This is a genomic window from Methanosarcina sp. MTP4 (genome assembly GCF_000970045.1).
Taxonomy (GTDB): Archaea; Halobacteriota; Methanosarcinia; order Methanosarcinales; family Methanosarcinaceae; genus MTP4.
This window is the reverse complement of the sequence record NZ_CP009505.1, coordinates 2637891-2655652: the sequence shown is the minus strand read 5'-3', so window position 1 is coordinate 2655652 and position 17762 is coordinate 2637891. Positions and strand designations below refer to the sequence as shown.

The following is a 17762-nucleotide window of genomic DNA, read 5'->3' as shown; positions in this document are numbered from 1 at the left end:
TACTTTTTGTTAACACTGTTTACTATTTGTTCATATAAGAAAACTCTTTTATCATATTGAGTATTACAATATTTTGACAAATTAACATTTATAGAAATAAAATGTCTCTAATAATAAATATGTTAAGTGAATGTTTTGAAAAAAATTATGTTGGATTGTGCCTGAACAGGGTGTTTTGATTTTACATCTCGTTTGGGGCTCCAGGCTCAGTCTGTCTTTCTTTAACTAGTTCCTTTAACGATGGACTGAATCGGAGTTTTGGGAATTATATCTCTCCAGAACTGCTCTACCCGGAACTGCTCTACCCGGAACTGCTCTATCCAGAAGAGGATCTTCCATGAATCAAAAACTCAAGCTTATCACGCTCACTTTAATGCTGCTGGCCGTAATCAGTGCCAGTGCCTGCATAGGTGGGGAAGAGGACGGAACTGCTAAAGGGGCAGGTTCCGAAGTCTCTTCCCAGGAACTGACCGTGGGAATCAGTACGGATGTCAACAACTGGTACCTGGACAAATTTCCGGACGGAGATGGACGTTTTGTCTGGTCCCAGATCTATGAGACTCTTGTCAGGCTTGACCCTGACCTGAACATCGTCCCCGGCCTCGCCGAGTCCTGGGAAACGCCGGATGACGGTACTACATGGATCTTCCACCTCCGGGAAGGGGTAAGCTTCCATGACGGGACACCTTTTGATGCGGATGCGGTTGTTTTTTCCTACTCCACGCAGTCCTATGTCACCCAGGCCGTGCTCAGGCCCATTGAGAGCGTGGAAGCCCTTGACAACCACACCGTGAAGTTCGTGCTGGCAAAACCCATGCCTTTGCCTTTCTACCTGACCCACGTAGCCTGGCCGGTAATGAGCCCGAGCTCTGTTGATGCCGAAGGAAACTTCATAAGCCCTGTGGGTACCGGTCCTTTCAAGTTCGAAAGCCGGGCAAAGGACCAGGAAATCGTAGTTTCTCGCAACGAGGAGTACTGGGGAGAAAAGCCCGAGCTTGAAAAGGTCACTTTCAAGGTGATTCCCGAAGCTTCCACCAGGGTTATGGCACTCGAGACCGGGGAAGTGGACATGATCATCAAGGTTCCCGAATATGACGTTTCGAGGCTCGAAAACGAAGAGGGAATCGAAGTACACAGAAAACTTACTACCTTCACCGACTTCCTGCAGTTTAACTGCGAAAAAGCTCCTTTCAGCGATAAGGCGGTCAGGCAGAGTGTTGCCTATGCCGTGGATACGGAAATGATTACCAGCGAGGTGCTTGAAGGCATAGGAGAAGCCGCAAACGGAAGGGCTTACTCCCCTGTCATGATGTACTCCAACCCTGACCTTGAGACCTATTCCCGGGACCCTGAGAGGGCAAGAGCCCTGCTTTCGGAAGCCGGGTGGGGAGATTCAGACGGGGACGGTATAGTGGAAAAGGACGGGGAACCCCTGTGTGTGACCCTCCTGGTCAGCAATGGGGTCTGGGCGTCCAGGCACAACCCCATGGCCCAGGCAATTCAGGGTGAACTTGCGGAAGTGGGAATTGATGTGGAAATCAAGCTCCTGGAAGGAGGGGCTGTTACCCAGCTTGAAAATTCCGGGGACTTTGACATAATCCTGCGCACCGGCCACTTTGTCTGGGGCCCGTATCCGAAACATTTCTTCGTGCACCATTCCGCGTCTCCGTTTTCCCATTACAGGAACGCTACTTACGATGAGCTCGTAAACGCAGCTGACATGACTGCGGATGAGGAAAAGCAGAAGGAACTTTACTATTCCCTGCAGGACTTTATCATCGAAGAAGTCCCGGCCTTCTACCTGGTCCACGAGGAAAAAATCGTAGCTTCCAACTCCTGTGTTAAAGGGTACACGATTACCTCGGAGGACCCCTGGCTGAACCTTGATGGAGTGTATCTGGAAAATGAATAATTCATAAAAAACGAATTGCTGTGGATAAAAAACGAATTGCTGTGGAAAGGAGTGAAAATCCCGAACCCTTTCCACTTTCGTTTTTATTTTAGGCTCCCTTGTTTCTATTCATATCTGAGGAAAAACCGGACCGAGAAAAATGTGGAACTACATAGCAAAACGCCTGCTCCTGATTTCTGTAGTCATCTTTGGGGTGACACTCGTTACCTTCTCTGCGATGTACCTTGCTCCCGGGGACCCTGCCGAGGTCATTGCTTTTGCCAGGTACGGGCAGGACCTGAGCTTCGAGCAGATCGAAGCCGTCAGGGAAGCTGAAGGCCTGGACTCACCTGCCCATGTCCAGTACCTTAACTGGCTCGGACATGTCCTGCACTTGGATTTTGGAAAGTCAGTTATAAATTCCGATGATATCCTTGAAGAGATCTTGCGCTGTCTGCCAGCTACTGCCGAACTTGCCCTTGCAAGCCTTTTGCTTTCCCTGGCTATAGCTATTCCCGCAGGCATAGTGAGTGCGCTAAGGCAAAACACCTTGCTTGACAGTGCCTGCGTTTTCACGTCTCTGCTAGGGGTTTCCATCCCCAATTTCTGGCTGGGACTCCTTTTGATCTGGCTTTTTGCCCTGAAACTCCACATGCTCCCAAGTTTCGGTTACGGTACTCTGGATAACCTGGTCCTCCCGACTCTTACCCTCGGCACTTCTATGGCTGGGGTAACCACAAGGCTTACCCGCTCAAGTATGCTGGAGGTGCTGAAACAGGAATATATCGTGGCTGCCAGGGCAAAAGGGCTCGATGAAAGGACAATCCTTATCAGGCATGCTCTAAAAAACGCGCTTCTCCCTGTCCTTACTTTTTCAGGGATGCAGCTTGGCTATCTCCTGGGAGGAGCAGTAATTGTTGAGACAATATTTTCCTGGCCGGGGCTTGGAATGCTGCTTGTGGATTCCATCTTTGCACGGGACTTTGCCCTGGTCCAGGGATGTGTGCTCTTTATTGCCGTTTTGTTTTCGCTTTCCAACCTGGCAGTGGATATACTGTATGCAGTGCTCGACCCGAGGATAAGGTATGGCAAACATGACTGAAGCAAGCAGAATGATAGAAACGGGCAGAATGACTGAAGTGGGAGGAAGTGCATAAATATGACAGGAAAAAGACTCAATATCCGGGAATTCCGGAAAAACAGGCTTGCAGTGCTTGGAGTCCTGCTCATCATCCTGCTCTCTTTTCTTGCGATCTTTGCCCCCTTTGTGTCCCCCCATGACCCTCTTGATCTAAAGCTTGATCGGCGGCTTGAGGCTCCCTCTTTCGAATATCCTTTCGGGACGGATGACCTGGGGCGCTGCATTTTTTCAAGAGTAGTCTATGGAACAAGGTTTTCCCTCGGGATCGGGGTCCTGGTAGTCGCTGCAACCTCAATTGCAGGTACGCTGCTCGGGGTGCTTTCCGGGTACAGGGGAGGCCTGTTTGACGAAATCGTAATGAGGGGCGTGGACATAGTCCTTGCGTTTCCCAACATAATTCTTGCCCTTGTTATTGCAGGGCTGCTTGGTTCCGGTTTTACTAATGTCGTACTTGCCCTTTCCCTTACCCAGTGGCCGGTCTACACAAGGCTTGTCAGGGGGCAGGTCCTGTCCCTGAAAAAAAGGGCTTTCGTGGAAGCTGCAAAGGCGCTTCGGGCTTCGAACTTCTATATCATGCGCCGGCATATCCTGCCAAACTGCCTGGAAAGTGTGGTCGTGCTCGGGACGCTGGAGATAGCCCATGTGATCATATTTGCGGCAGCCCTTAGTTTCCTCGGACTCGGGATCCAGCTCCCTGATCCCGAATGGGGCGCGATGCTCAAAGCCGGGATCCCGTACCTCCGTAGTGCTCCCCACCTGACCTTTTTCCCGGGTTTGATGATCATGCTCACGGTCATGGCCTTCAATTTCGCCGGCGACGGGCTCCGGGACTGCCTTGATACGGAGACGGACCGGGAGGTGATGGCTGGATGAGCCTGCTTTCGGTAGAGGACCTTAACGTCTCTTTCAATACAACCAGGGGTCCCGTGAAAGCCAATGAGGGCATTTTCCTGGAGGTTAAAGAGGGAGAAATCCTTGCTCTCATCGGGGAAACCGGGTGCGGAAAAACGACTTTTGGAAAAGCTCTTCTGAGGCTGCTTTCGAGGAATGTGAAGCTCGAAGGCAAAATCCTTTTCAAGGGGCGGGATTTGCTGGACCTTTCCGAAAAGGAAATGAGGCATCTGCGGGGCAAAGAAATCGGGATCATGCTCCAGAACCCTTCCCTTTCCCTGAACCCAGTGCTTTCGGTAGGGGATCAGATAGCCGAAATCTACCGCTGCCATGAAAACTGCGGAAAAAAGGATGCCGGAAAGAAAGCCGGGGAGCTGCTCGAACTCGTGGGGATCGACCCTTCGAAAAAATCCGAATACCCGCATCAGTTCAGTGGGGGAATGCTCCAGCGGGTCATGGTGGCTATGGGGCTTGCCCTGCACCCCGGACTCCTGATTGCTGATGAGCCTACCAAAGGGCTCGACCCGCAGACAAAGCAGCAGATTGCAGACCTGATTTCCGGGCTTGTCCGGCGGGAGGGTTCTTCCCTGCTCCTGATTACCCATGACCTGGAAGTTGCGGAGAGGGTTGCGGACAGGGCTGCAGTCATGTATGCCGGGGAAATCGTGGAAACCGGGGATGCCGGCGAAGTATTTTCCAGCCCTAAACACCCCTACACCCGTGCCCTCCTGGAGTCCCTGCCCGGAAAAGGGCTTCGTGCCGTCCCGGGCCAGAGCCCGAGTTTTGTTTCTCCTCCTTCCGGCTGCAGATACCATCCCCGCTGCAAATTCCGGATAGAAGCCTGCCCGAAAACCCGGCCCGAGCTCCTGGAACTTGAAGGAGGAAGGCAGGTCAGGTGCCTGCTCTATGAAAAAGATGCAGGACGAGAGATGGGACAAGAGACAGGGCAAGATGCATGGCAGGAGACAGAGCAAGATACTGGAGTGGATACGCAGTGACGCTCTTAAAAGTCGAGAACCTGAAAAAGTATTACAATTCCGGGCTCTTTCGCAGGCAAGTGAACCGGGCTGTAGACGATGTGAGTTTTGAGCTTGAAAAGGGCAAAACCCTGGGGCTTGTCGGAAAAAGCGGCTGCGGCAAATCCACACTCGGCAGAACGGTCCTGAGGCTGATGGAGCCCACGGGGGGAAAGGTCTTTTTCGAGGGCAGGGACATTTCCGGGCTGAAGGGCAGGGAACTTAAAAAACTCGGGACCGAAATGCAGATTATTTTTCAGCACCCGGAATCCACCCTCAACCCCAAGATGAAGATTTACGACTGTATTGCCGAGCCCCTGAGGATCCACGGGCTCTGCGGAAAAGAAGCCGAAGAAAACAGGATTCTGGAACTGATTGATGCTGTTTCCCTGAACAGGGAACTGCTTTTTCGTTACCCCAGGGAACTTAGCGGAGGACAGCTCCAGAGGGTTGCAATTGCCCGGATCCTGGGGCTGAGGCCCAAATTCATTGTGGCGGATGAGCCCACTTCCATGCTCGATCCCCTTGTCCAGGCCCAGATCCTCTCCCTGCTAAAAAGCCTCCAGGAAGACTACGGGATCAGCTTCCTGTTTATTTCACATGACATGGAAGTCGTTGAGTGGATGAGCGATGAGATCGCGGTTATGGAGGGAGGAAAAATAGTTGATTTCAGGTGACTTTTTATTGATTTCCAATAAATTTACATTAATTTCCAACTTATTTCCAATAAATTTACATTAGTTTCCAACTGATTTCCAACTTATTTACAATAAATTTACATTAGTTTTCAACAGATTTCCAACTTATTTCCATAAATTTCCAGTTGATTCTTTCATATTGGGATTTACTTGATGGTAATTACGTTACATCAGGCAATTATGTTAAAGGCGAGGACGAAAAAAGCGTTAAAAGGAGATTGAACTTGAAAGTAAATGATGACATAATGGAAACTCCGGTTCTGGGTGCAGACCGTTTCTTCAAGCTCATGGACGACTCGATCAGGGGACTTAGAGAGTACAGGCTAATTGAAACGGCTCTTGAACTTGGAGTTTTTGAAGCCCTGAAAACCCCTCTACAGGCAGGGGAACTTGCCGAAAGGCTGGGGTGTGACCCTGTGTTAGTTCCCCATTTCTGTGAAGCTCTCGTCAGGCTCGGGCTTCTGGACAGTTTTGAGGAGATAGGTGAGGCTGAGGAAGAGTTGCAGGTGGAAGAGAGCGACGAAAAAGCTGAAAAAGCTGAAAAAAGCCCGGTTTCACCCTGGTATGTGAATTCGGAACTTAGCGCTGCATATCTCCTTAAGGAAAGTCCGTTTTCCCAGCAGCATTACCTTTCCGAAAAGTTCAGGAACGTTGCGCTCTGGGCTCGTTTGCCCGAGCTTATGAGGAAGGGTCCGGAACTTGTCGAAAAAGGCCCGTTTTTTGGGGAGGTTATCAGCTGTATGGCTGAAAATGCCCGTTGTGGGCTGCTCCAGGAAACCGTCAGGACGGTCATGGAAAATGTTGATTTCGGAAATGTTCGGAAACTTCTGGACCTGGGAGGAGGGCACGGGCTCTATGCCATTGCTTTTGCAAAAATTAACGAGCAGCTTGAAGCTTTCGTATTCGATCTTCCCCCGGTAACCGTAAAGACGAAGCAGTACATTGAAAAATACGGGGCTTCCAACGTGGACGTAATTCCAGGGGACTTTTTCAAGGACGAACTCGGGACCGGGTACGACCTGGTTTTCTCATCCTTTAACCCGGGCGGCAAGGTCCCGGAACTTATTCCGAAAATCGCTTCAGCCCTGAATGAAGGAGGAGTTTTCGTAACCCGGCAGGTCCCGGAAGAAAATACGGAATCAAATCCCCTCTTCAACCTGGACTGGAACCTCTGGACTTTTGAAGACACAAAGAAAGGAGGGACAGGATACTGCTTTGAAAACAGCGTACCTTTCAATGAATATGTTGGAATGCTGGGTGATTACGGGCTTGAAGTCTTCAGGACCCTGGATATGAAAGAAGGGTCAAGGATGGTGTTTGCAAGGAAGGTCAATAAATCCAATTAATAAATCCAATTTCAATTTTTTTTCATAAAAATAGGTCATCGTCGCGAACGTAAAAGATGATGTCTTAGCTCAAGGAGTAATTCATATTTTATGGAGAGGCTTCTTGTTGAAGTGCAAACTAAGTGAAGAAAGAAAATACCTCATTTTTCCTTGCCGTGAACCGGACATTTATCCCGTTTTTCGGGGTTGCATTCTACATATTCTCCAGTCCGGGTGAAATGCCTGAAATGTTCAATCCAGATTTTTGATTCGCCTTTGGCATTAACGAATTCGACAAATTTTTCCAGTGTTTCTGCTGTTTTTGGGTCCAGGATATGCTCGATTCTGCAGGCATCTTTTTCCGCGGTTTTTTCGTCAAGACCCAGGCTGGTGAGGAAGGCTTTGAGCATGCTGTACTTTTCCCTTGTCTTCCTGGCGATTTCCTCCCCTTTATCAGTAAGGGTTACTCCTCCGTATTTTTCATAATTTATGTAGCCTTCTTTGTCAAGTTTTTTGAACATGCCCGTTACGGTAGAAGGACCAAGGTCCAGTTCTTTTGCCACATCTTTGACTTTGGCATATCCTTTTTCTTCTACAATTGAAGCTATGATTTTCAAATAGTCTTCATCTCTTTCCGTTGTCATAAAAATCGAACCTTTTTTGGGATGCCGAATCATATTCGATTATGCATGAAAGAAATATAAATATAACTGTTTATTTCAGCCGAATACCCCGTTGCTTGCAGCGGGGTGCGCCAGCGCAACTTTGATTACAGTTACTAATTACTATTTGTTGCAGAGTCCTGAAAAGAAAAATCGAAATAGAAAAGCTGAAATCAAGCCTTCACAAAGGAACAGGTTCACAAAAGAGCAGAAACTCTTTAAGCTACTTTCAAACCCGCCACTACGAAGAAAAATATAATAAAAGTTTCAAATCCTGCTTTCAAGCTTATTTCTTTCATGAAATACGCAGCTCCAGGATCCGTAAATGCTGAAAAAGCAAGTGATGCCATAAGTCCGTATTTCTGGAATATAAGTACCATTGCCACAATTAGTGGAAGAGAAATAAGAGTTCCTGCCACAGCCAGGTAAACGGCATTTATCTGTGAGGAATTTGTGATTATACCTGTCATGCCTGCCATCCGCGGGCAGACTATGAAGAATGAAATGCAAGTGATGAGAGTAAGAAAGTGTTCATTTTCCCGCCATCTCCGGGCATTTTCATTTATTTCACCTTTATATTGGTATTTTTTGGAAAGAAAGGCAGAACCGGGAGTTTTTCAGTTTTCAGTCCGTATAATTTCCCATTAAAGATGGATTTTCATCCAGATAGGAGTTACTCTTTTCTCTGCTCTTTCTTTCCATTGATCCGGAAATTTTCAAAAGCCAGGGACTTTTCTCCTGCACCTTAAAGTTTTACATCGTTTTCGATGCCAGTTCTTGCTATATGAGGTCGTTTTTCTTTGGTCGTCTGTTTTTTAATTTGTTTGCTGTTTGATCTGTTTGTTGTTTGGTCTGTTTGCTGTTTGATCCGTTTGCTTTTATCTATTTACAAAACTTTATGAACAGGTGCGACTGGCCTCAACATTTGAGATTTCCGGCTTTCATTTATCATGTCTACCACCAGAGGGCAGACTATGAAGAATGAAACGCAAGTGATGTAAGCAAAAAGTGTTACTTTGCCTTACATCTCTGGATATTTTTTATTTGTTTCAATTGTTTTATTTTTGTTATGTAGAAAGAAAAGCAGACCAGGGAATTTTTATGTTTTCAGTTTCATGAATTCTATTAAAGCTGGAATTTCATCCAGATAGGAGTTACTCTTTTCTCTGCTCTTTCTTTCCATTGATCCGGAAATTTTCAAAAACCAGGGACTTTTCCCTTCCTGTACCTTAAAGTTTTACATTGTTTGATGCCAGCTTTTGCTATACAGAGGTCATTTTTCATGGTCGCAAGATTTTTGATCCATTCGCTATTCAGTCTGTTTGTAAAACTTTATGGGCAGGGAAGGTTGACCATAGCATTTGAGATTTCCAGCTTTTGTTCATCATGACTTTTTAAAGCTCAACCCGTCTGCTTATTACAGACTCTCCTTCCTTTTTCAGTCAACCTGTAAATCGTGCCGCTAGAAACGGCGTTTCTTCCGCACTGCCCACAGTTTCCGCAAAGAACGCAGGTCCTGAAGGAACCTGAACATGCAGGCTGAGATGAAACAGAAAGGGTGCCGGCATTTTTGTCAACCAGCTTTTCAATGTGCCCTGCTCTTTCCATAATTTCAAACAAGTCTTTAAGCTTCTGAGTACTTGTATTCAATTGCATGGAGAGCTCTTTTAAGGAAATCCCTCCATTCTTTTCCATTTCCACCATCTGTTTTAATGCATACATGTATCCAAGAACCATTGTTTGTATCCCCTTCATCCCCGGAGCCCGAACTTCCCATTCCAGCTCGTGTATGCTACAAGAGAAAGTATGCCCAGGTACAGTGCGGGTTTGAAGCCTGCAAGCAGTGTCCACTTCTCATACCCCTCCGCAAGCAGCAGCCAGGCATGCTGTTGTCCTGACTACCGAAACTCCCAGGAATTTTTCAAACATGGGAATGTCTATTTTATCGCCCCTTTTGTCCGCAAGGTCCGACATATTGAGGGCAAGCACCAAGTTGCTGCCCATTTCCAGAAGCTGGGTGCTCAGGTAGAGGTTGCGTTCCAGATTTGTGGAGTCAATAACCTGCACAACAACATCCGGTTTTTCCTCAAGGATACAGTCCCTGGCAACAACTTCGTCCGCCGAATAAGCCGTGAGGCTGTAGGTTCCCGGAAGGTCCACTATTTCAAGCACGTGCACTGAATATTCCTTTGTGCCTACCTTATTCTCCACTGTTACCCCGGGCCAGTTTCCTACTTTTTGCCTGGCTCCGGTAATGGCATTGAAAACAGTCGTCTTTCCCACGTTCGGGTTTCCGGTAACTGCAACCCTTATCCTGTTCTCAGTCAATTTTTGCCCCCTGATCAAAGTCAGGATTTGCTCTCTGATCAAAGTCAGGTTTTATTTCCCGATCAAATTCGGATTTTATTCCCTGATCAAAGTTGGGTTCTACCATAATTTTCATCGCCATACCTCTGCCAAGGGCATAACACACGCCGTTCACAATCACAAGTAGGGCACCCCTTTCTCTTCCGACAAGCCGGACAGAGGATGAGGGTGTAAAGTCCATCTCTGAGAGTCTTCTTTTGAGACTCCTGCCTGCCGAACATCCCTAACCCTGCAGCCTTCTCCTTTAGGGAGCATTGTACGCGGCATCTGTGCAGCCAAATTCAGCTCTCCTTTACTCATCCATCACTTCATTCATCACTTCATTTATTACTTCAACAATTACCATTTCAGCTTCCTGCTTTCGAAGAGAGAGGTTGTACCCTTTTAACTTGAAATCCACAGGGTCTCCCAGGGGAGCTTTTTTAGTTACCTCCAGAAAGGTTCCCGGGACCATGCCCATCTCAAAGAGCCGTTTTAGGGAACTTCCCTGGCCTTTTACCTGAATAACACGAGCTCTACGGCCTGTTTCCAGCATGTTCAAGGTTTTTTCGATCGTCTCTCTTTTTTTCATTTCACCATAAAATATTCGTAATAACGAAATTTTTTCTATTTTACTAGATGTAGTAGCAATTATTTAAAAATTTCGGATTGACGAATATATTTTCTTTGTGCGAAATAGGTTCGTGAAAATTCACTATCATAAAAAATTTTATTGAAAATATGGCCTCTCTAATGTTTTTTTGTTAAAGGAAAAGGAAAGTTTGAAGGCAACCGTTATTACTCAAAAAAACAATCTCTAACTGGGGATTGCTGTGATTCGTGAAGCCATGTTCTATGAGAAACTCGATGCTGATAAGGTCCAGTGCAAACTCTGCGCCCATAGGTGCAAAATAGCACCCGGAAAAAGGGGCTTTTGCAGGGTCAGGGAAAACCGGGGTGGAGACCTTTATACCCTGATCTACGGCTCCGTATCCAGCGAAGCTGTTGATCCTATTGAAAAAAAGCCGCTATACCATTTTTACCCGGGTTCCTTTGCTTATTCCGTGGGGACAGTCGGGTGCAACTTCCGCTGCAAACACTGCCAGAACTGGACGATTTCCCAGACCTGTGTGGAAGATTCCTTTACCAGGGACATTCTTCCCGAAGACCTGGTGGAAAGGGCGCTGATGTCAGGGTCGAAGTCCATTGCCTGGACCTATAACGAGCCCACGATCTGGCACGAGTACAGCTATGAAAGCGCGAAACTTGCAAAGGAAGCGGGTCTGGGAACGGTGTACGTGACAAACGGGTACATGACCCCTGAAGCCCTTGAAAATATTGCTCCTTATCTCGATGCCGCAAACATTGACATCAAAGCGTTTACCGAAGAATTCTACCACGATGTCGTAAGTGCTAAACTGGCTCCGGTGCTCGAGTCTTCCGTGCTTGCAAAGAAGCTGGGGCTTCATGTGGAAATCACGAACCTTGTCATTCCCACCCGTAACGATTCTCCTGACGAGCTCCGGGAACTCTCCCGCTGGGTCTACAAAAACCTGGGTCCCGACACCCCCCTCCATTTCACCCGCTTCCATCCTCAGTACCAGATGCAGGACCTCTCCCCTACCCCAGTGGAGACCCTCGATACGGCCTACAAAATAGCAAGCGAAGAGGGGATGAATTACGTCTATGTTGGAAACGTTTTCGGGCACAAGTACGACAACACCTACTGTCCGAACTGCGGAAAAATGCTTATTCAGCGCGGGCTCTTCGAGATCGAAAAATACGAAATCACCCCTGAAAAGACCTGTCCGCAGTGCGGGGAAAAAATCCCGATAACGGGAGAATACGCGGGTTCGAGATACGAACTCTAAAGGTGCGGGGAAAAAATTCCGATTACAGGAGAATAAGCGGGTTCGAGATACGAACTCTGAAGGTGCGGGGAAAAGATCCCGATTGTCTGTGAGTATGCGGGTTCGAGGCACGAACTCTGAAAGTGTGGGATTTGAAAGCCTTGACCCCGTGTTCTTGCGTATTCCGGGCCGTGCGTAAAAGAGATAAAAAACTCCGGGATTTCAAAAAGAAATCCGGCTTTTTTTACTTGCAGTTTACAGTTTAATGTTTTCAGTTTAAAGTTTCTTTATTCAGGGCTCTGCGACCTCTTTGGGCTTTTCGGCGGCTTTCTGGATCTCTTCCAGAAGTTCGTCGTCGGTTTTGCCCTTGATGTCGATGCCCAGCTTTTCAGCAGTTTCCTGAACTTTGGTTTTTGCAGCAGGGGTTTCAGCCGTGGGCTCCTTTATGGATTTTTCAAATTCCTTAAAGGACTGTTCGGATTCTTTCTGGGCTTTCTTGAATTCTCCCACCGAACCTCCCATGGACCTGGCAAGTTCCGGTAGTTTGCTTGCCCCGAAAAGGAGCATAACCACTGCAAATATCAGTATCAGTTCACTTGTGCCTATTGGTAGCATGGCTTTTAGACCTCAAGTTTTTCGTTTTCTTAAAGAGTACTGGGGTTCTGGCAGCTTAAAAATGATCTTAAAAAATTATTATGATCTTAAAAGTTACTCTGACCTTTATGTAGGGAATGGATTTTTTATGATATATAAAGTTTCTATTTTTTAATTATTATTTGATCAACTTTTATTATTATCACTGTATATTACTCCCTTCCCAAACGATAATCTGATTTCAATAAACGACAATCTGATTGCCATAATAATATCTGGCTTAATCATATTTAGTATTCTGTCTGCTTGCTGGTTTGTCTGTGGGACTTATCTTTGAACAGCATTTGCTTCGAAAATCCGTTTTGTTTCCGGCGGAAATTCAGCTCTCCCCTTTTCCTTCCTTTTCCGGGAGGGAAGATTTTGCTTCCAGCACGCTTCCGAGGTCGGAATTTTCCTTCTTTTTGTTTTTTTCTTCTTTCTTTACTTCCTTTACTTCCTTTTCCTCTTTTTCCTTATTTTCCCCGTTTTCGCCGGGGCTGCCCTCCTGCCTGACTTTCCGGATGTAGGGGTCAAAGTCGGTAAGCCCGAGTTCTGCCGCACGCTGGGCTTTTTTAAATTCCCCTACGGCACTCCCGAGAGACTTTGCAAGCTCGGGGAGTTTCCGGGGTCCGAAGAGGAAGAGGGCAGCGATTAGAATTGCGATCAGTTCAGTGGACCCTATCATTGTCGGCTATTATTAACCATCAAATATAAAAATTCTTGCAAAAGGAACGAATTTCGGCTTTTTGAGCTGGAGCTACATTTTTTAACCTGGATTTGCTGACGTTCAAAAGAAAATAACGATTTTTCCGGCTTTCAAAAGAGCCGGACCAGAAGCAGGCTGAATTCGAAGAGGATTACCAGCAGCAAGGCGACTAGGAACTGTGCAATGAAGGTCGGGTCCGGGGAGAGGAACAGAGAAAGGGCCAGAATTGCACTGTAGACTAAAATCCTCTGTTTTTTGAGGGTTTCGTACTTTACAAGCTCCATTTTCACGGCAAAGATAACAAGCAGGGGTGCCTGGAACACAATACCGAAACCTGCAAGGATCGTGGTCACGGCTGAAAGGGTGCTGTGGACCGAAAGCTGCGCTGAAGCCAGGTCTCCCGAATAGAAGATCACATATTTGAACATCACCGGCAGAACCAGGAAGTAACCCACGGCTGTTCCCAGGATAAAGAGCAGGAAGGAAGCAGGCACGACTTTGAGGAAGAAGCGCTTCTCATGGGGATAGAGCCCTTTGCCTGCGAACCTGTAGAGCTGGTAAAAAATTTGAGGAATGGAAACCGCAAGGGCAAAGACCAGGCAGAGCCTGAGCCTGGCAAAGACCCATTCCAGGGGTGAGTACACTGCCATGCTAATTTCGGGGCTTATGAATTCTCTCCAGATGAGGAGCATCCCCTTCTCCGAAAACGGGTACGCAAGCATCATTGCCAGGAAAAGCCAGATCAGGACGATCCCCAGCCGGTTCCTGAGCTCATACAGGTGGCCCATGACGGGTTCTTCTATGTCCCCGGGAACCCCTGAAACGGCTGCAGACGGGGATCCCTTTGCGTATGCAGAGCCCTTAGCGTGTACGGACCCGTGGTCGAATAAGTGCTTGTTTTCGGGGCCGGTGGCTTCTCCGGCAGGGGTCTGGTTTCCGGGGTTATGAGAATTCATGATTACTGTCTTTACACTGCACTTAAATAAATATATTAATATCGGAACAGAATATTACATTTATTCCCGACACTACTCCGCGGATATTCCTGCTATCTCTTATAAGGATATTACAAGAAATAAGGATATTACAAGAAATAAGGATATTACAAGAAATAAGGATATTACAAGAAATGGTGTGGAACAAAAGAAAGTGGGTAATAAAAAGGGACAAAAAGAAAGTGGATGAAAAACGATATAAAAGCGCTTTTGCGTTGCAAAAAAGGTACTCCATATGTCTGAAGCTATTGAAAGTTTAAGCGTAATCCTGCTGACCCTGCGAAAAAAACTGGTATTAATCGCGGCAGTCCTGTTTTCGGGCGTTGCGCTGTCTTTCCAGTTTACAGGCCCCCTGATAGAAAGGATGAAAGAGGATCTCCTCCCGGAAGGTGCAAAACTTGTCTACGTCACCCCTCTGGAAGTGATGATGCTCAAGCTAAAGCTCTCTGTCATCATCGGGCTCCTGTTAGCTCTGCCTTTTATTGCCTTTTACATCTACAGGGGCATTTCACAGCGCTTTGCTTTCAGGAATCCGGTAGTTGTCAGACGCAGCCAGTTCGTCTTCTTAAGTTCGGCCTCCCTTGTCATGTTCATCCTTGGGGCTTCCTACGCTTACTTTATAATGCTACCCCTTTTCCTGAAATACCTCTACCTGAACGCAGCAGGATCAGGGATTTCCGCGACCTATTCGGTCTTCAAGTTCATCTCCTTTGCAGCAGCAGGAACAGCCCTTTTCGGGCTGATCTTCGAGCTTCCAATCGTGCTAACCTTCCTTACCAGGAATGGTTTCGTGAAGTATGAAACTCTTGTAACCTACCGAAAGCACATCTACATCATTTTCCTGTTTTCAGGGGCTGCGATAACGCCTCCTGACGTAATCAGCCAGGTCATGGTAGCCATTCCCATGGTTATCTTTTTCGAAATCAGCATGGTGGTTGTGAGGGTGCTGGGAGTGAAGAAAAACAATGAACTGAGGGCGACAGAGGATTTGAGCTAATTTTGCTTGAAAATGAGTGACAGAGAAACGACCATAAAAGTAAAAAAGATTGGAGCTTAAAGCCCCGAATATTTTAAAATTTATATAGATTTAAGATTTTAGTCTTTTCTGCGCTGGAACACAAATGCCAGGCAGAGGATTGCAGCCATCGGGAGTGCAACTGTCGGGAACTCTGGGACTTCTGTCGAGAAGCCTGCATTGTTCACGTCCATGTCGTCTATAGCGTCGATACCCACATCATATATTCCGTTACTATTGACATCAATAATTACATCATATGTGCCAAGTACTGAGTCGTCCCATATTTTTGTAACAGGTAAATTACCTGAGCTATCTGAGGTTACCCATTTAGCGGTTAATGAGACCCTTTCAGGAATTGTCAAGTGATCACTCCATGTGGTGTCTTCGACCACATAGAGATCATACGTAGTGGAAGGATCATAGTTGCTTCCTATAACGTAGATCGACTGTCCTTGAACGAAAGTATCTTTTTTCTTCCCATCGGTGTCAGCGGATTCCACTGAAGGAGTAGCTCCGCAGTTTTCGGAATATTCTATCTGATCATTGAATACATTTGAGAGTTCGCCGTTTGAATCTCTATATTGAACATATACGGTTTTGGTTTCATATCCTGAGGAAAGAGTCCACATTTTATTAGTTGCATAAGGTTCCCAAACTGCTCCTGCAAAAAATGGGTCTTCTGAAATTCTCATTTCAGTAACTAAATTATTAGAACCTCTGTCAAGATCCAGTGTTACATCCTGTGATTCAGTACAATCTTCATCATTCTCTATCACTATAGCTCCACCGATCCAAATTGTCCCACTGTCGAAATATGCATAAAGTCCTCCACCATCAAGCATTGCAAAAACAACACCATCGGATATTATAGGTGAGCACAGATCGAAACCCTGAGGATCAGTTGAAAATGCAAGGTGTTCTTCTAATACTACTCCAGCATTTGCTGTTCCTGCAGCTCCCAGAACTTTCAATTTTTGACTGGTTCCAGCGCCGATGAACACTTTATCGCCTGCAACTGCGGGTGAATTCCAATTACGGTCACCACTTGGATTTAAAATAGTTGACGGGAAACCTGCCATAGGAGTACCTGTATTTTCATCAAATGCATACATTACTCCATCCCAACCGTAAACATATACGACTCCATTATATACAGCTGGAGATCCTGACCAGGTACTATCTCCACCAGAGGGTTGTTGCCAGAGCAAAGCACCTGTGTTAGCATCATATGCATATGTTTGAGTTCCTTTAAAGAATATTTTTCCATTTACAACAGCCGGTACAGAGGCACCAGATGATGTTGAAATAGGGAAGCCTCCGCCTATAATTTCAGCTCCAGTTGCTTTATCATATTTTCTAATTTGACCGTATTCAGAATTTGAATACACATAGTTGCCCATTATTGACGGTTGTGTGTTAGTCCCCGATGTTGTAGAATTCCATTGCAATACTCCTGTAGAACTATATTTTCGTAATTGATTTCCAGCTTTTATATACACATATCCTTCATCAATTACAGGTCCTTCATTATAATTAGTTCCAATAGTTCCTACGGTCTGGGTCCATGCATTAGTTCCGTCCAAATTGAAAGCAAATAATTTGCTACTCGCTAAAGCATATACTTTTTGATTTGAAACGTCAATTGCTGGTGAACCATAGTTGAATCCTGTAGCAACTGGAAATCCGGGTACTACTGTCCCGGTTGCAACTACAAAGGCATATAGTTTACCATCATCAGTAGACATATATATAATTCCATTTGAAACAACTGCACCATTTTCTTCCACAGAAGGTGCACTAGAATGCCATTTTTCTGTCAGTGGTAAATTGATAGTTTCTGCCGAAGCTCCGGTACTTCCCTGGTCATTTCTCCACATCGGCCAATCGGCTGCATACACAGGAATTGCAAGCATACTTATAATTAATATTGAGAAAGTAAATATTACTGCAAAACTACAGTTATTCTTATTTGTTTTACGTTCCATTTTAAATCCCACCCAATTTATAAGATATTTCTCACTTTTTCTTTTAGATTTCATCTTTTAACTGTGCCTTTAAAGCTACCCTCTCTTCTCTCTCTATTTTGTTATCCAGAGACATCATCTAAAAAGCCCAGTTTTAATCCAATATTTAAATATTTTTGAAGTATATATAAATTATATATAAGTTTTAAAGGAATCATAGTTAAAACTATATAGCACTGTGCAAGATTAATATATAATGCATGAGTTGAATTTCTTTAAGGAGTGCCTTTAAAAATACCCTTCATTTTTTCACTATTCTGTTATTCAAAGGCATCATCTAAAAATCCCATCTTTAATCCAATATTTAAATATTTTTGAAGTTTATCTATAAATTATGTATAAGTGTTAAAGGAATAATAGTTGGATTTATATAGCACTGTGCAGGACTAATATATAATTCAAGAGTTTAATATATTTCAGGAGTATATTATTTATTTGAGTCTATACTTTGGCAAAATTCATGTAAGCTAGCGAATCTTAAGGGATAAGAGAACACTTCTCGCAAAAACCAACTTGGAGAATCCTAAATGGAAAATGAGTATGTCTGTTAAAAAATAGCATCACTT

At 45.6% G+C, this 17762-nt stretch carries 17 protein-coding genes and 2 pseudogenes; 9 read left to right on the top strand and 10 right to left on the bottom strand.

Translation table 11 applies throughout. The annotated features are described in order from the left end of the window. Positions 1–337 precede the first annotated feature (337 nt). The 6 genes from MSMTP_RS10980 to MSMTP_RS10955 all read left to right on the top strand — a co-directional run bounded on the left by MSMTP_RS10980 (position 338) and on the right by MSMTP_RS10955 (position 6983). Positions 338–1912, top strand: a complete 1575-nt coding sequence (locus MSMTP_RS10980) for an ABC transporter substrate-binding protein (RefSeq protein WP_048179257.1) — start codon at positions 338–340, stop codon at positions 1910–1912. 139 nt (positions 1913–2051) lie between these two features. Continuing rightward, positions 2052–2993 (top strand): nickel ABC transporter permease, encoded by a 942-nt coding sequence (gene nikB, locus MSMTP_RS10975; protein ID WP_048179255.1) that lies wholly within the window; start codon positions 2052–2054, stop codon positions 2991–2993. A gap of 57 nt (positions 2994–3050) precedes the next feature. Further along, a complete protein-coding gene (nikC, locus tag MSMTP_RS10970) occupies positions 3051–3905 on the top strand; it encodes a nickel ABC transporter permease subunit NikC (RefSeq protein WP_048179252.1) in 855 nt (284 codons plus the stop codon). After that, positions 3902–4921, top strand: coding sequence for an ABC transporter ATP-binding protein (locus tag MSMTP_RS10965; RefSeq protein ID WP_048179250.1), 1020 nt, complete (start codon positions 3902–3904; stop codon positions 4919–4921). Before nikC ends, MSMTP_RS10965 begins: the two co-directional genes overlap by 4 nt. Further along, positions 4879–5616 carry a dipeptide/oligopeptide/nickel ABC transporter ATP-binding protein gene (locus MSMTP_RS10960; protein ID WP_231582758.1) on the top strand — a complete coding sequence of 246 codons (738 nt, stop codon included), beginning with the start codon at positions 4879–4881 and terminating at the stop codon, positions 5614–5616. The genes MSMTP_RS10965 and MSMTP_RS10960 overlap by 43 nt, the downstream gene beginning before the upstream one ends. Positions 5617–5882: 266 nt before the next feature. Beyond that, positions 5883–6983, top strand: coding sequence for a methyltransferase (locus MSMTP_RS10955; RefSeq protein WP_082090739.1), 1101 nt, complete (start codon positions 5883–5885; stop codon positions 6981–6983). 140 nt (positions 6984–7123) lie between these two features. On the opposite strand, the gene MSMTP_RS10950 is transcribed toward MSMTP_RS10955, so the two are convergent. From MSMTP_RS10950 to MSMTP_RS10925, 6 genes and pseudogenes are all read right to left on the bottom strand, one after another. Then, a complete protein-coding gene (locus MSMTP_RS10950) occupies positions 7124–7606 on the bottom strand; it encodes a metal-dependent transcriptional regulator (RefSeq protein ID WP_048179246.1) in 483 nt (160 codons plus the stop codon). Positions 7607–7842: 236 nt separating this feature from the next. Continuing rightward, complete coding sequence (locus MSMTP_RS10945; RefSeq protein WP_197076073.1) at positions 7843–8094, bottom strand: hypothetical protein; 252 nt, start codon at positions 8092–8094, stop codon at positions 7843–7845. Between the two features lie 931 nt (positions 8095–9025). Further along, positions 9026–9361: a FeoC-like transcriptional regulator gene (locus tag MSMTP_RS10940; protein WP_048179240.1), complete on the bottom strand. Its 336-nt coding sequence runs from the start codon at positions 9359–9361 to the stop codon at positions 9026–9028. A 147-nt stretch (positions 9362–9508) separates the two neighbouring features. After that, a pseudogene (locus tag MSMTP_RS10935) lies at positions 9509–9952 on the bottom strand (FeoB small GTPase domain-containing protein); the annotation flags it as partial. Further along, complete coding sequence (locus MSMTP_RS10930) at positions 9945–10172, bottom strand: FeoA domain-containing protein (RefSeq protein WP_231582757.1); 228 nt, start codon at positions 10170–10172, stop codon at positions 9945–9947. The pseudogene MSMTP_RS10935 and the gene MSMTP_RS10930, both read right to left, overlap by 8 nt. Positions 10173–10283: 111 nt before the next feature. Continuing rightward, complete coding sequence (locus MSMTP_RS10925) at positions 10284–10562, bottom strand: ferrous iron transport protein A (RefSeq protein WP_048179234.1); 279 nt, start codon at positions 10560–10562, stop codon at positions 10284–10286. A 241-nt stretch (positions 10563–10803) separates the two neighbouring features. Between MSMTP_RS10925 and amrS the strand changes: the two genes are divergently transcribed. Next, positions 10804–11841, top strand: a complete 1038-nt coding sequence (gene amrS, locus MSMTP_RS10920; protein WP_048179231.1) for an AmmeMemoRadiSam system radical SAM enzyme — start codon at positions 10804–10806, stop codon at positions 11839–11841. 270 nt (positions 11842–12111) lie between these two features. On the opposite strand, the gene MSMTP_RS10915 is transcribed toward amrS, so the two are convergent. The 3 genes and pseudogenes from MSMTP_RS10915 to tatC (MSMTP_RS10905) all read right to left on the bottom strand — a co-directional run bounded on the left by MSMTP_RS10915 (position 12112) and on the right by tatC (MSMTP_RS10905) (position 14115). Further along, positions 12112–12435, bottom strand: coding sequence for a twin-arginine translocase TatA/TatE family subunit (locus MSMTP_RS10915; RefSeq protein WP_048179230.1), 324 nt, complete (start codon positions 12433–12435; stop codon positions 12112–12114). A 520-nt stretch (positions 12436–12955) separates the two neighbouring features. Beyond that, positions 12956–13138 (bottom strand): annotated as a pseudogene (locus MSMTP_RS20430) (twin-arginine translocase TatA/TatE family subunit); the annotation flags it as partial. Positions 13139–13269: 131 nt separating this feature from the next. Continuing rightward, positions 13270–14115, bottom strand: coding sequence for a twin-arginine translocase subunit TatC (gene tatC, locus MSMTP_RS10905; protein WP_048179224.1), 846 nt, complete (start codon positions 14113–14115; stop codon positions 13270–13272). Between tatC (MSMTP_RS10905) and MSMTP_RS10900 the strand changes: the two genes are divergently transcribed. Both MSMTP_RS10900 and tatC (MSMTP_RS10895) read left to right on the top strand, forming a co-directional pair. Beyond that, complete coding sequence (locus MSMTP_RS10900; RefSeq protein ID WP_048179222.1) at positions 14114–14344, top strand: hypothetical protein; 231 nt, start codon at positions 14114–14116, stop codon at positions 14342–14344. The two genes, tatC (MSMTP_RS10905) and MSMTP_RS10900, sit on opposite strands and share 2 nt — an antisense overlap. A 45-nt stretch (positions 14345–14389) precedes the next feature. Beyond that, positions 14390–15151, top strand: a complete 762-nt coding sequence (gene tatC / locus MSMTP_RS10895; protein ID WP_048179219.1) for a Sec-independent protein translocase TatC — start codon at positions 14390–14392, stop codon at positions 15149–15151. Between the two features lie 98 nt (positions 15152–15249). On the opposite strand, the gene MSMTP_RS10890 is transcribed toward tatC (MSMTP_RS10895), so the two are convergent. Beyond that, complete coding sequence (locus tag MSMTP_RS10890; RefSeq protein ID WP_197076072.1) at positions 15250–17157, bottom strand: PQQ-binding-like beta-propeller repeat protein; 1908 nt, start codon at positions 17155–17157, stop codon at positions 15250–15252. Between the last annotated feature and the right edge of the window lie 605 nt (positions 17158–17762).

Excerpts from the sequence above, each read along its gene's own strand:
- nikC (WP_048179252.1), top strand. The coding sequence starts at position 3,051 with ATGACAGGAAAAAGACTCAATATCCGGGAATTCCGGAAAAACAGGCTT.
- MSMTP_RS10900 (WP_048179222.1), top strand. The coding sequence starts at position 14,114 with ATGATTACTGTCTTTACACTGCACTTAAATAAATATATTAATATCGGA.
- MSMTP_RS10980 (WP_048179257.1), top strand. The coding sequence starts at position 338 with ATGAATCAAAAACTCAAGCTTATCACGCTCACTTTAATGCTGCTGGCC.
- nikB (WP_048179255.1), top strand. The coding sequence starts at position 2,052 with ATGTGGAACTACATAGCAAAACGCCTGCTCCTGATTTCTGTAGTCATC.
- MSMTP_RS10925 (WP_048179234.1), bottom strand. The coding sequence starts at position 10,562 with ATGAAAAAAAGAGAGACGATCGAAAAAACCTTGAACATGCTGGAAACA.
- MSMTP_RS10940 (WP_048179240.1), bottom strand. The coding sequence starts at position 9,361 with ATGGTTCTTGGATACATGTATGCATTAAAACAGATGGTGGAAATGGAA.
- MSMTP_RS10960 (WP_231582758.1), top strand. The coding sequence starts at position 4,879 with ATGGCAGGAGACAGAGCAAGATACTGGAGTGGATACGCAGTGACGCTC.
- MSMTP_RS10955 (WP_082090739.1), top strand. The coding sequence starts at position 5,883 with ATGGAAACTCCGGTTCTGGGTGCAGACCGTTTCTTCAAGCTCATGGAC.
- MSMTP_RS10890 (WP_197076072.1), bottom strand. The coding sequence starts at position 17,157 with ATGGAACGTAAAACAAATAAGAATAACTGTAGTTTTGCAGTAATATTT.
- MSMTP_RS10930 (WP_231582757.1), bottom strand. The coding sequence starts at position 10,172 with ATGGACTTTACACCCTCATCCTCTGTCCGGCTTGTCGGAAGAGAAAGG.
- MSMTP_RS10945 (WP_197076073.1), bottom strand. The coding sequence starts at position 8,094 with ATGACAGGTATAATCACAAATTCCTCACAGATAAATGCCGTTTACCTG.
- tatC (WP_048179224.1), bottom strand. The coding sequence starts at position 14,115 with ATGAATTCTCATAACCCCGGAAACCAGACCCCTGCCGGAGAAGCCACC.
- MSMTP_RS10965 (WP_048179250.1), top strand. The coding sequence starts at position 3,902 with ATGAGCCTGCTTTCGGTAGAGGACCTTAACGTCTCTTTCAATACAACC.
- MSMTP_RS10950 (WP_048179246.1), bottom strand. The coding sequence starts at position 7,606 with ATGACAACGGAAAGAGATGAAGACTATTTGAAAATCATAGCTTCAATT.
- MSMTP_RS10915 (WP_048179230.1), bottom strand. The coding sequence starts at position 12,435 with ATGCTACCAATAGGCACAAGTGAACTGATACTGATATTTGCAGTGGTT.
- tatC (WP_048179219.1), top strand. The coding sequence starts at position 14,390 with ATGTCTGAAGCTATTGAAAGTTTAAGCGTAATCCTGCTGACCCTGCGA.